The organism is Mesorhizobium sp. ES1-3, assembly GCF_020164795.1.
In the GTDB taxonomy this organism is placed as follows: Bacteria; Pseudomonadota; Alphaproteobacteria; order Rhizobiales; family Rhizobiaceae; genus Mesorhizobium.
Map to the genome: position 1 here is coordinate 1 of NZ_JAIUGW010000047.1, position 12,531 is coordinate 12,531.

Annotated in this window: 9 protein-coding genes and 2 pseudogenes; 3 read left to right on the forward strand and 8 right to left on the reverse strand. The window is 60.1% G+C overall.

Going from position 1 to position 12,531, the window contains the following annotated elements; genetic code table 11:
- Window positions 1-478: 478 nt before the first annotated feature.
- From sbmA to LB536_RS30410, 3 genes are all read right to left on the reverse strand, one after another.
- A complete protein-coding gene (sbmA, locus tag LB536_RS30400) occupies window positions 479-1,735 on the reverse strand; it encodes a peptide antibiotic transporter SbmA (RefSeq protein ID WP_224598985.1) in 1,257 nt (418 codons plus the stop codon).
- A gap of 649 nt (window positions 1,736-2,384) precedes the next feature.
- Window positions 2,385-2,717, reverse strand: a complete 333-nt coding sequence (locus LB536_RS31425; protein WP_411966612.1) for a hypothetical protein — start codon at window positions 2,715-2,717, stop codon at window positions 2,385-2,387.
- A gap of 618 nt (window positions 2,718-3,335) precedes the next feature.
- Entirely contained in the window at window positions 3,336-4,271 is a 936-nt protein-coding gene (locus LB536_RS30410) for a DMT family transporter (protein ID WP_224598986.1), read from the reverse strand.
- A gap of 582 nt (window positions 4,272-4,853) precedes the next feature.
- Here LB536_RS30410 and LB536_RS30415 point away from each other — a divergent pair.
- The gene (locus LB536_RS30415) at window positions 4,854-5,003 is read left to right on the forward strand and encodes a hypothetical protein (protein WP_224598987.1); all 150 of its coding nucleotides are present in this window, start codon (window positions 4,854-4,856) and stop codon (window positions 5,001-5,003) included.
- Window positions 5,004-5,020: 17 nt separating this feature from the next.
- Window positions 5,021-5,597: pseudogene (gene istB / locus LB536_RS30420) on the forward strand (IS21-like element helper ATPase IstB); the annotation flags it as partial.
- A 143-nt stretch (window positions 5,598-5,740) separates the two neighbouring features.
- On the opposite strand, the pseudogene LB536_RS30425 reads toward istB, so the two are convergent.
- The 3 genes and pseudogenes from LB536_RS30425 to LB536_RS30430 all read right to left on the reverse strand — a co-directional run.
- A pseudogene (locus LB536_RS30425) lies at window positions 5,741-5,941 on the reverse strand (IS3 family transposase); the annotation flags it as partial.
- Between the two features lie 12 nt (window positions 5,942-5,953).
- Window positions 5,954-6,088 carry a hypothetical protein gene (locus LB536_RS31430; RefSeq protein WP_411966613.1) on the reverse strand — a complete coding sequence of 45 codons (135 nt, stop codon included), beginning with the start codon at window positions 6,086-6,088 and terminating at the stop codon, window positions 5,954-5,956.
- Window positions 6,089-6,338: 250 nt separating this feature from the next.
- Window positions 6,339-8,873 (reverse strand): membrane-bound PQQ-dependent dehydrogenase, glucose/quinate/shikimate family, encoded by a 2,535-nt coding sequence (locus LB536_RS30430; protein ID WP_224598991.1) that lies wholly within the window; start codon window positions 8,871-8,873, stop codon window positions 6,339-6,341.
- Between the two features lie 1,197 nt (window positions 8,874-10,070).
- On the opposite strand from LB536_RS30430, the gene LB536_RS30435 reads away from it, so the two are divergent.
- Window positions 10,071-10,370, forward strand: a complete 300-nt coding sequence (locus LB536_RS30435) for a hypothetical protein (RefSeq protein WP_224598993.1) — start codon at window positions 10,071-10,073, stop codon at window positions 10,368-10,370.
- A 181-nt stretch (window positions 10,371-10,551) separates the two neighbouring features.
- Here the strand turns inward: LB536_RS30435 and LB536_RS30440 are convergent, their stop codons facing one another.
- Window positions 10,552-11,427, reverse strand: coding sequence for a Crp/Fnr family transcriptional regulator (locus tag LB536_RS30440; protein WP_224598995.1), 876 nt, complete (start codon window positions 11,425-11,427; stop codon window positions 10,552-10,554).
- A gap of 817 nt (window positions 11,428-12,244) precedes the next feature.
- The coding region (locus LB536_RS30445; protein ID WP_224598996.1) for a transposase at window positions 12,245-12,531 on the reverse strand (287 nt) is incomplete at its 5' end.

Consider the following 12,531-nt stretch of genomic DNA (forward strand, 5'->3'; position numbering starts at 1 on the left):
CCGTCTGTCCGTCCCCGCCCCGCACGATTCACCCCCACTCTTCGTGGTCAGAGTGAATCACGAACCTGGGGCCGTCGAGAGCCCTTTTTCAACAACCTGCTAGGCTTATGCCGCGTCCCGTTGTCGGGGGCAGATCTTGCCGGTGTCGCGTCTCGCGCCACATTGGTTTCGAGGAGTCCTATGGAGCGGTATCATGCTATCACCCTCCGCGTTGCTTCCGGGACGTTTGCTGCGCAGGGCCGGTCCGCCCCAGGCCGTAAAGGGCTTTCAGGGTGTCCAGGTTGACGATGCGGGCCTATCGAAGGTGGTCTCGGCCGACGCACCGCTCTTGCGCTCCTGACACTGTATGAGGGGACGATACATGGCGAAGGACCCCCGAGGCTACCGTCGTCTTCACTGTGCAGCCGGTTGGCTGGGTCGGCGACTGGTACCCTCATCAAGCTTGGGCAGACACAAGCGTCCCTGACCTATGCGGGGATTACCAGGGAGTTTCGAGAGGATCGTCGCGGAAACGCGCGTCCAGTTTCGGCAAGGGTTCGCCCTGGAGGCTGGCGTCAAGACCCCGCAGCCGCTTATATATCGACAAGAGTTCCACGATTGTTGTCCACGAATTGATCAGATACTGCATAGACGTTCGTACTTGCAGGAAGGCGTTTAATATCTGGTTCATGGTACCGAGCGTGATTTTGCCGGCTACGATGTTTGGCGCTAATACCACGTATGGAAAGATGTTGTCGACCTCAAGGTAAAACAGTCGACTGAGGTTGAAGTAGACGTAGTTTAGGTACAAACGGAAGTAATTGCGGCGAATATGCGAAAAGAGTTCCGACACCGTCTGCGGCTGCGCCCGCTCGGTGCTATCCTCACCATGAACGAGCTCCTTGCGGTAAGCCGCTTCGACCCGCTGGTTGCGGAACTGTAGTCCGGGCAAACGGATGCCGACTAGGGCGAGGAAGCCTGTACCGAAAATCGACCAAATGACGACAGCGACGACGAGCGCATAAGGCACATGCCCAAAGAACGGCAGTTCCGTCACGTCGGAGGAGAGACGGAGCAGAACAGGCAGGAAGGCGATCAGTGTCATGATCGATTCGATGAAATTGATGCCGAGGCTCTCCATCGTCGTGGAGAAGCGCATTGTGTCGTCCTGCACGCGCTGAGAGGCGCCTTCGACAGTGCGCAGCTGATCCCAATGCGCCATGTAGTAATGGTTCATCGCCGTGCGCCAGCGGAAGATGTAGTGACTGACCAGGAAGCGTGTCCCCACCCCGAGGGTGACGCCTATGATGACGATGCCGCCTAAGCTTGCGATCTTCCCGTAGAACTCGGCCAGCGTGACCGGTGTCGACCTCGACAGGGCAGCTTCGATCAGGTTGTAGAACGGCCCATACCAATTATTGATCGCCACGCTGGCTTCGACCTGAATGTAGTTGGCAAAGACGATGAGAGCGGAGCCGAGAATAGACCAGAGCGCCCATCGATGCGGCGCGATGACCATCCAGAAGGCCGCGAAGATACCTGTCGCGACCACGAAAAAAATGTCGAACCACAAGAATGGCCCGGACCAGAAGACCGAGGCGCCGGCGACGGGCTTTGTCCCCGGCGGAAGTGGCGGCAAGCCGAAAGCCGCACCCGCCTCCCTGCCGAAAATATACCAGAACGACATGACCGCTACCGTCCACAAAAGGGCAGAAGGGAAGAACAGGCGCGGTTTGGGAAAGAACGAGACAAACATAACAGTTTCCCTTCAAATGTGAGGCGGCTGGGATCGCCAGATGCGGGCGCACGGCCCTCACGCCCACCTGTAAGGGTCTGACGAACGACGCCAGATTAGCGAGATCTTGGGCCTCACAAATTGCAAGTAAGTACGGAGCGAGGATATGGCACAGAGAAGGGAAAGCGAATGGGATCGAGATTGTCTCAGCGCTATATCTGGCAGCGTATCTTTCGAAAAGATGGCGGCCGGCGGCCTTTTTCCTAGCGGGGATGGCAACTGATACTGTCATCGGGCGCTTGGCGATGATCGACGACGGCCCCGGCTCCCAACTCGTGCCACCGAGCGTTCATCCTCTGACTATCCCGTCAATTTTTCGATCACAAAAGCGACAGCGGGCGCCAATTGGGAGATCCGCTGGACCGTAGACGCCAAACCTCGACCGTCATGAAGTGGACCATGGCCACGGCTAGGCTATCCGAGAATTTTGACCCGAACAGCAAGGTCGGCAAATCGCCGGGAGCCAAGTCACTCACCGGCCAGATGCGTTCCGATTGCCGATCTCGACCTTCACAAGAAAACTTTGCACATGAAAGGGCCTACGCAATCCGAAGCGATCCAGTTTGACTGGGCCGAAGACGGGGCAATCAGACGGTCGGCTCCCCAGTTTCTACTGTGCCTCCTCGCTACCTGGCCCGTGAAACTCGCCAGCTGGCCCGTGAAAGAAGGTTTGGATTTCATCCATGTCGACAGCCCCATCGCCGTTTTCGTCGACGGCGTTGAATATACGACCAATGAAGTCCTGAACTTCGGCCTGCGAGAGCGCGCCATCGCTGTTGGCATCAGCTATCGCGAACATCATTCGCATGCCCGCCTGATGCAAGGTCCCGGTGCTGTCGGCTCTCCGCTTCATCCTGTGCCACTCACGCGAGTCCATGCGGAAGCCGCGATCCCAAAGATCGCCGCCCCGTGGCTCGGCTCGAGGACCGCTATCCTGTTGCATCTTTTCCTGATCACCTCATCCATCATCTGGCGCACCATTCGACGCACCTCGTCTTGGGATTGTCCATTGGGGCCTGGGGACTGTGGGGCTCCCGGCGCCGGTCCTGCGGCGGCTGGTGTCCCGCTTGTCTGGGCCAGCGCCGGCAAAGCGAATGCGATCAAAGCCGCAGCTATCGCTGTGGTTCTACCTGGAAAGGTCATCTTTGTTCTCCTTAGAAAGAAGGGCCGCCAGACATAAGGCATCCAAGGCAAACCAACTCCCTGCCCAATGGTTCCTGCCAAGTTCAGTTCGCACCGGGGCTGAAGACGCTCGAAAAGTAAAGCTCATTGAGCAGTTTGACTCAACGGTGATGCCATAGCGCAACTTGGTGCTGGCCGACCTCAGTTCGACCGCACGGAGGTCCCGCCGCGAGCTCATTGACACGGAAACCGAGTACACGGAAATGGGCCGAGGCCCTCCATGCGCAGTGTTGGCGCTCGCGGAACGTATCGGCGTCAACATGTCGGCTAAATCAGGGCGCGCGGCGAGCAGCGCGTCGTTCGAATTTTGCGAGCCGCCGGAAATCTCAATGGCTACGATCTTCCGATCCGCTTTGCCGTTCTTGTCGCCTGCAACTTGTTACTGAGAGGCTCGAGCGTGTTCCCACGAGATGAGCAGAACACCAGCGAAGACGATTGCAAATCCTGCGAGATGGACAATACGGAATGGTTCGCCCAGCAGAATATAGGACAGGATCAGCGCCGAAGCCGGCATGACGCCCATGAACCCCGCAGCTATCGATCCCTCTGCCTTTGCGACGCCTGAATACCAAAGCCAGCTTCCGAGCCCCAGCGTGCCTGCGCCATACCAGAGCACTGCGCCCCAGGCGGCCGGCGAAATGTTTGAAGGCTCAAAGTCACGCCATTGCCAGATGGCGAAGGGCAAGAAAATCGGCAGGGCGATGACCGTGGCCAGAAAAGTCACCAGGATCGGGTCGAGGTGCTCCAAAGCCTTCTTGCCGACGAGGGTGTACACTGCCTCGCAGCACACGGCTCCGAAAACCAGCATTGAGCCGAGTAGAAGATGCTCTCCGTTCGCACCGCTGCCGGTGTCTTGACCCAGGTGCAGGACGAACACGCCACCGACGGCGAGAACAATCGCGGCGCATTTGCGCCAAGTCGGCCTGTCGCCAAGGAAAAGCATGGAAGCGACTGCGGTGACGGCCGGCGTGGTGCTCATGACGGTAGCTCCAGCAACGCCGGAAACCGATTTCATGCCGTAGAGCATCAGCGTCGAAAAACCAAACATGCCAAACAGGGCAATGACCGATATCAGCATCCAGTCGAAGCGGGACAGCCTACCGATCTGCCTCCACTTCCCTGCCGAAAACGGCGCGAGCACCACAGCACCTATCGCTACGCGCAGCAAGGACCCGATGAAGACTGGCATTGCTCCTGTCACAATTTTGCTGATCGGCGTCGCGGAGCCGAATGCCGCCATACCCAGAGCCAGTTCGGAATAGACGGCGGTGCTTACGGACCGTCTGGATTTCTTCCGGCGGAATGAGAGGTTCATCCGATCGGAACGGACAATCAGTGCTTTTGTTTCGCGAAAACGGATTCATCCCTGCAACAGACAACCTTAGATCGCTCCGAGCGCCATGGGGCCATCGGAAGGCAGCAGCTTCAGCTTTCTCGTTCTGCACCGGATGGACAACTTTGAAGCAGCCACCTGCCGTGTGGCCACCGCTGTCATGACGCCTCGAACCTCGGCAAGCCCCTCCTTCGTGGCCATAACAGGCCGCATTGGGACGCACCAGTTACGCCGCCCCTACCGCGCGCCGCTAACGCTGGATGGCCAATCAAGCACGGCCTTAGGTCAGCGTTCAGTCCTCCGGACTGCGTCCTTGTCCCCCGATCGGGCCCCGCAATTCCACTGACGCACTCGGGCGCGCTCTCAGCGCCGCCTGCAGCATCGCCGAGCGACACTTCTATTTCACCTCCAGCCTCGGTCGAATGACAGCTGACCGAAAGCCCCACGCCTAGACCATCGTGGCTTAAACTCTGTGCATGAACGGGTCCGTCATCCCGTCTCGCCACGCGATGAAGGCGCCCTCCCTTGGCCGGAAGGTAGCGAGCGAGGAAAGGCGCGGTTCCGTTGGCGCGTGTTGACCTGACCTCCATGAGCGGAGAATTCAAGCACAATCACCTCGGACAGGAACCCCGCGCGCATGGCGAGATCCACCACGAGAAGCGTGTCGTCGATCTCAACAGTGCGCCGGAGGCGGTGATTGCGATTTGCCGATGATTGGCCCGGATCGGGCGAAGCAGGCCCGCTCCATCAAATACCAGCTCACCGTCGCCAAGCTGCCGCTGGCCAAGGACATCGAGGAGTTCGACTTCGACGGCACGCCGGTCAACGAGGTGCTGGTCCGGGACCTTGCCAACGGCACCTTCGTCGCCGACCAGCGCAACGCCGCGCTCATCGGCGGCACAGGAACCGGCAAGTCGCATCTGGCAATCGCCATTGCCCGCGCCCTGATCCGCAACGGCTCGCGCGGTCACTTCTTCAACGTCGTCGATCTCGTCAACCGGCTCGAGACCGAGCACCGCGGCGGCAAGCAGGGCCGCATTGCCGATCATCTTACTCGGCTCGACTTCGTCGTCTTCGATGAACTCGGCTATCTGCCCTTCGCCCAGGCCGGCGGGCAATTGCTCTTCCACCTGATCAGCAGGCTCTATGAACGGACCTCGATCATCGTCACCACCAACCTGGCGTTCGGCGAATGGCCCGCCGTCTTCGGCGACGCCAAGATGACGACAGCGCTGCTCGACCGTCTCACCCATCATTGCGAGATCATCGAGACCGGACCAATCCTGGCGCTTCAAGAACCGCGCCTGATCACCTGCCAAGCGTCATCCGCCTTCCCCCGGGCTGCGCAACCCTGACCAGCTCCGCCCGGGCGAACGCTGACCGCCGCGCATTCTATAAGGGGGTCAAAATTGGACGCCAATCTGGAGTGCGCCCCTGAGGGTGGACAGATATCAGGCTGCTGATTTGCCAGTCCGCCGGATGTGTTGATCCTCGAACTGCTGCGGGCTCAGATATCCGTGCGCCGAATGGAGTCTGAGTTTGTTGTAGACCTCCTCGATGAAGCGGGGAAGGTGATCTATGACGTCGTCGAAGGTTTCGAAGGCCATCGGGTAGACCGCCTCGACCTTCAGTGTCTTCATGAAGCTCTCCGCCTTGGCGTTGTCCTAAGGATTGCCTCTGCGGCCCATCGAGCCCGTCAGGCCGTTTGTTTCCAGCGCTTCGCGGTAAATCTGCGCGGCGTATTGGGAGCCCCGATCGGAATGATGAATGCAGCCGGACGGCGGCTGGCGCCGTTCAATGGCCGCCTACAAGGCTGCCATCGTCAGCCGCGCATCGATCGATCGGCCAATGGCGTAGCCGGCGATCATGCGCGACCAGGCGTCGCGCTCATCCCCGACATCAGACGATAAGGCGCGGCGTGGAATCCCGTGGACGGGAAGGATCTATCCTGTCGCCATGGGCTGCCAGTCCATCATCGCCGAGACGGCGTCGATCTCGGCGGCGGCTGTCGATCCGGGAGGGCAGGCCAGGCCGTGTCCGACGGCCGGCCTAGCGCGGCAGGGCGTACGCGATGATCGAATCCCCCGCCTTTGTGCCGGTGGATCCATGTCCGCCGGCAACGACCAGCAGGTACTGCCGGCCATCGGCGCCCTGGTAGGTGGACGGCGTCGCCTGGCCGCCGGCCGGCAGGCGGTCACGCCATATCTGCTCGCCAGTTTGCAGGTTGTAGCCGCGAACATAGTAATCAAGCGTTCCGCTCAGGAAGGCGACTCCGCCTGCCGTCACGATAGGCCCGCCTATCCCTGGTACGCCCATCTTGAACGGCAGCCCGACCGCGGAAAGGTCGCGCACGGTACCGTTCACGTGGCGGTAAACGGTTCTACCTGTCGTCAGGTCGACGCCCGCGACGTACCCCCAAGGCGGCTGTTGGCAAGGCAGGGCCAGAGGCGAATAGAACGGCCCCATTTTAGCGGCGTAGGGTGCGCCGAAATTCTCGTTGAAGATTGGATCGCCCTCTTTCGAAACGACGCGCGTGGTATCGTCCGGGCGAGGCACAAGCCGAGAGGTGAACGCCAGATAGACAGGCATGCCGAACATGATGTCGCGGTTGGGGTCGACCGCTACGGCACCCCAATTGAAAGTGCCGAAATTCCCCGCGTACACAATGCTGCCCTGTAGCGAAGGCGGTGTGAAAATGCCTTCATAACGTAGCTGGTGGAAGCGAATTCGGCAGTAAAGTTGGTCGAAAGGGGTTGCCCCCCACATGTCCGCTTCGGTGAGTTTCTCGGGCCGGAAGGAAACGGCCGAGTGCGGCTGGGTTGGCGCCGTGTGGTCGCCTTTCACCGCGCCTTGCGGCGCGCCCTGTTCCTCCACCGGTAGAACGGGCTCGCCCGTCGCCCGGTTCAGCACAAAGATCTCGCCCTGTTTGGTTGGCGCCACGAGAGCGGGAACCTCTTGCCCGCCGATGCGCAGATCGACCAGGCTGGGCTGAGCGGGCACATCGTAGTCCCACAGGTCGTGGTGCACCGTCTGGAAGACCCACGCCACCTTTCCGGTGTCGGCATGCAGCGCCAGAATCGAGGAGGAGAACCGCTCCGTGTTCGCACCGCGCTGCGCTCCGTATTGATCCGGCGATTCGTTTCCCATGGGAAAATAAACAAGCCCAAGCCGGGGATCGTAGCTGGCCACACTCCACGAGTTCGGCGCATTGTTGGAATAGGTTTGCCCGTTCGGGATCGGTTCGGTCGAGTCGGGATTCTTGCTGTCGAAGTTCCACACCAGCGCCCCGGTATAGGCATCGAAAGCCCGGATCACCCCCGACGGGGAAGTCGTTGCGGCATTGTCGTTGACCGCTCCGGCCACAATCACGAGTTTCTTGGTCACGACTGGTGGCGAGGTCGAATAAAACGACCCCGGCGTCACGTTCGGCATGTTGGCCCACAGGTTGACGGTTCCATCCGCGCCGCCGAAGCCGGGGCAGATCTTGCCGGTATCGGCGCTGATGGCAATCAGCCGGCCGTCGGAGGTCGGCACGAACAGTCGCTTCATGCACTCCGGCCCCAATGTCACGCGGGCCGGAGGCTGATCGCGATCGACGACCGGATTTGGCGTGTTTGGCTGGGCCTGTCCGGTGACCACGTTCTGCGGAACCCCTGCAGCCTGGGTGGTGACCTCGTCGTCGCTTTGTTTCAACGCGGCCGTTTCGTCTTCCGGGACGGCCCCGGTATTGCCGGCCAGAGTAACTTCCGGTGGGACATCGCCGGGCGATGTCTGCTGGTACGAGACGCCGCGGCAGGTCATGTGCTGTGTCGTCTGCCTGGGAGGCTGCTTCAGCTTCGGGTTGAACCGCCATTTTTCCTTACCCGTGACGGGGTCCAGTGCGATCACGGTGCTGAAGGGCGTGCAGATGTAGACCGTGTTGTTCACCATCAGCGGCGTCACTTCGTAAGTAGTCTCGTGAGGGTCGTTTTTGCCACGGACCTGGCCCGTGTGATAGGTCCACGCCACCTGCAGCCGCCCGACATTTTCCGGCGTAATCTGGGCCAGCGGCGAATAGCGCCGTCCCATTTGCGTTCGACCGTAGGCGGCCCATTGACCGGCCGGGACGTCGCTGAGCGTCTCCGCTGCCGCCATTCGATCCTGCCGGAATGCACCCGCCAGGTCGTGTGGACTGCGGAACATCGAAAAGATTCCCACGGCGACGGCAACGACGATTGCGCCGGCCAGGATGGCGCTGTTGGCTTCGTAGCCGATGCGCGGATCGCCCGGCCGGCGAAGCGACCGGACCATTGGGGGCAGGAGCAGCAAGACGGCAAGGACCAGCAGCAGGCCGCCGCGCGGCGCCAGAGCCCACCAGTCGAGGCCCACTTCCCAAACGGCCCAGATGAGCGTTATCAGGATCGTCAGACCGTAGAGACTAAGTCCGACAGCGTTGCGCATGGCAAGCAACGCGCCCGACGCCGCAAGCAGCGCGCCGAGCAAAATGTAGAACCATGACCCGCCCAGTGCAGCGAGCCACACGCCTCCCGCGGCCAGAATGAATCCTGTGAGTAAGACGATTATCGAAAGGACAAGGCGATACATCCTGGCGCTCCCTGACTGGAGACTCGTGGTGTCGCGGTTTCACGGCATTGTCTGCGAAGGGCGCACGGGTGGTTGCCAAGAATGGCAAACGAAGCTGCTCCCGCTTCGGCTATGGCTTCTGGTCCAGTGCGTGCGGTGCAGTTTCGTTCGACGCGGTGAAGACTCCGGCGGAACTGATGACTAGGAGCACCACCACAACGGCCACAGCGATAACCAGACCAACGGCAATTCCACGATCCATGTTTTTCTCTCTCTCGTTCCCTAACTGCGAGGGAGCGGCCTTGTTCCGAGAAATGAGGTGAACGGCAATTTTCCGAGCGAGGCTGCCGGGAACAGACCCTCAGAGCCTTCATGCGAGCAGAACGAGCTGCTCTGGTGCGATCCTTGCCAGATTCTACCACCCAGTACTCGCGTCCGACACACTGACAATAAAGCAATGGGCGGTTCAGCACGATCGAAGGGCTGTCGGACTGAGGAATTCCTGTGGGGCTCAGGTCAGTCGGCGACGTTGTGAACAAACTGGCCGTTATCGCGATGCTAGGGCTCGGTGTAATACAGCCGCGGCGTCTAGCGCACATTCGACGTGAATTACCCACCTCCAGGGCGATGTGTTTGCCTTTCACCCGCCGTCTGGGACAATATTGGTCCGCTGCCGTACCGAACCGATAGATCCACCATCTGAACAGGGCTCGCGGGGCGTGGAGCGAGCGATTCAGGGGATTGCGCGAGCAGGAGACGACAAGGTTCTGCCGCCATGCTCGTCAGCAGCAGATCTGTGCTCCCCGTCACGTCAAACTGGGCCCAAAAACCCGCGGTTCTCTGGCTCTTGGCAGGCCCATGTTGATTCTCGGGAGCGCCACGACGCCCGTCCGGCACCGGCAGGGAAAACGCAATGTCACACCCTCAAGTCAAAGTAGATCACGATCCTCGCCAGAGTAGATTCAGTTTTCCGGGAACACGAACCGATTCACGGTGTTGGCTGGCTGTCGCTGTGTCACCGTGATCGCCCGTGCTTTGGACGGCCGATCTGGAACACTGAAGCCACTCGGCCTCGACAAGTCTTCGCCGGAGCCGGCGAGTGGCACGAAGGTGCATCGACAGCAGCGTAGCCCAAGGGCTACGCGTCCGCCGCCGCCAGTTTTTGGCTGGGGACGGAGCCTATCAAGAACCTCGAATGCAAACCAAAGGAGAACAAAGATGAAAGGCATTATTCTTTCGCTGGCCATGGTAGTCTTCGCGCTGCCAGCCTTCGCGCAGTCGAGTGACACCCAGACCGGAAGCAGCCAGCAACCCGTCTCTGCTGAAAAGTTGAAAACACAACTTTCCAATGCCGGCTTCAAACAGGTGCAGGTGCTCGACACTGCTTTTCTTGTCAAGGCGCAGACCGAGGATGGCAATGATGTGTTGATGCTGATCAACCCACCCGGAGCAGGGACAACCTCGTCTATCAACAGCAACAAAAACACCCAGAACTCAGGCTCAAGCACCAACAAGTAGCGGCCATGTCAGCAGCATTCCGATCCGATGGCGGCGCATCGCCGCCATCGGATTAGCCGCCTACAGAACCGAGAATGCCTTTTGAACAGGCCGCACGACGCGCATGCCCGCATACGTTTGGCTCTCATGTCGGGCTGGGCTTGACCTGAGCAGCAGCTCAAGCGCGGAGGCTCGGGATTCATCAATCAACTCGACGGGGCAACTCCCGTTCGCAGCCGCACGAGCAACTCTCCAGTCGCCGTCTATCAAGAATCTCAATGCGACCGCGTCTTGTCCGTATTGCCCGAACTGCCACCAGCTGATGCAAGGCGAGCGTTACGGAAGCTCGTCGGACACCCATCAAAAAAGCGAGCACGCGATGCGTCATCCGCAGACTGTCCGCATCGATCCGCATCGACGCCATCAACAACCAGCGGGCAACCCGCTGGGGCAGGGTATGTTCAGCGTTGCACGCCGCCAAAATTAGAAGCTCGGACGCGCGGTCGAAAAGTTGAGCAAGAACACAGCGCTGGAGACTCGGATCTGCGTCGCAGAGCGATTGCACGACTGCGACCGGCATTTGAATGACATCACAGTCCGTCAGGGCAACCGCCGAAAACGGGCTCCTTGCGATACCAAGAAGCGGCCAGAATCCTACGAAGTTTCCGGGTCCGGCCATCGCAATCTCAAGCCAGCACTTTTCACTGCACTGGCGGCACAAGCATACCAGGCCGGCATGGACAAGATAGCAATCTCTGGAGGATGCGTTGGCACCGAAGAGACGCCAACCTGCTTTGATGCGAACCAACCTCCCCGACGCCGTCACCGATTTGGGGAAAGCGGAGCATGCTGAAATTGAACGGCTTTCCCGTCGCAAGTTGCTGGTGGACGCTTGTTCCCGCGCCTGGCGAAGCCTGGCGAGACTTCCCATCATCCTACTCAGCGATTGCCAAGTTTGCTCGTACCTGCGCCCATCCCGAATTAACGTCTCCATGACAGCTCTGATGCTTTCGAGCCGGCCTGCGACGAACTCGATCTGCCGATCGAGTTCGGCGATCTTAGCTTGCGGCTCCAACATTTTGCTGCCCGTATAATTGTTCGCTCACTCAGCGCACTAACTGCTCTTAACCCTGAGGGTTCCAGGAATCGAAAACTTCGAGGCTTGGTGAGTCCCGTTGGGGAGAAGGTGGATGGAGGGCTTGGTGTTGCTCGCCAGATGATTGGGCATGATTAGGGGGTGCGTCTGATCCGCCATGGCCTCGCAAGGTAATATTTGGCCAGTTCGATTTCATGCATTGGCTCGACGTGATGCACGCCGGTCAGCGTTCGCCCCGGGCGGATTTGGTCCAGGTTGGACAGGCTTGGCGAGTGCGGATGGCACCTTGACGGAGCGATCAGGCGCGGTGTTGGAACGGCCCAGCCGCCAGTTCATGTCACCCGATCCACCGGCGGGTTGACGATCTGCATTCGGAACCCTTTTCGGTAGCACGAATTCGCTTTGGAGACGAGCGACGGCAGAACAAAAGACGACGGCCGGAAAGTTCACAGAGTCAGACTTCGCGCAAGACAGGATGGGGAGGAATAGCTTGCAGGCAGACGATCAGACCAACGAGCAAATCGACGGGGCGCTCAGCCGGACGCGAAAATCAAAGCGGACGATGTAAAGAGAGCTTCAAAAAAATCGACAAGGATGCGCGCGCGGCGAGACCTTGGTAAGGGAAACCCTAGTGATCGCGGCTGACGATATCTCGCAAATTGGTGTCTGCTGTGCAAATCACGATCGCGCTTGAGATCGTCCATCAGCCTGTTGCGTTGCCGCCTCTTTCGATCGTGTCCCTCTGGGTGGTGTAGCTGGCGGCATTGGTCGCCGTGCTCTCCGGCATGGGCCGGGCTGATCAGCGCGCCACGGCTGGCAGGCTGATCAGGGGATCATCGCTCATCTGGCTGATCGTTTCCAGGGTCATATATCTGGCCCGCTGCACTGCCCATTCATCGTTCTGTTCGAGCAGGATTGCGCCGACGAGGCGCACGATCGCATCGTCGTTCGGGAAGATTCCGACGACCTCGGTGCGCCGCTTGATCTCGCCGTTGAGGCGCTCGATCGGATTCGTCGAGTGGAGCTTGGCGCGATGTTCCTTCGGGAAGGTCATGTAGGCCAGCACGTCGGGCTCGGCGTCGTCCA

Coding starts and splice junctions, on each gene's coding strand:
- LB536_RS30410 (WP_224598986.1), bottom strand. CDS start 4,271: ATGAACCTCTCATTCCGCCGGAAGAAATCCAGACGGTCCGTAAGCACC.
- LB536_RS30430 (WP_224598991.1), bottom strand. CDS start 8,873: ATGTATCGCCTTGTCCTTTCGATAATCGTCTTACTCACAGGATTCATT.
- sbmA (WP_224598985.1), bottom strand. CDS start 1,735: ATGTTTGTCTCGTTCTTTCCCAAACCGCGCCTGTTCTTCCCTTCTGCC.
- LB536_RS30435 (WP_224598993.1), top strand. CDS start 10,071: ATGAAAGGCATTATTCTTTCGCTGGCCATGGTAGTCTTCGCGCTGCCA.
- LB536_RS31425 (WP_411966612.1), bottom strand. CDS start 2,717: ATGCAACAGGATAGCGGTCCTCGAGCCGAGCCACGGGGCGGCGATCTT.
- LB536_RS30440 (WP_224598995.1), bottom strand. CDS start 11,427: ATGTTGGAGCCGCAAGCTAAGATCGCCGAACTCGATCGGCAGATCGAG.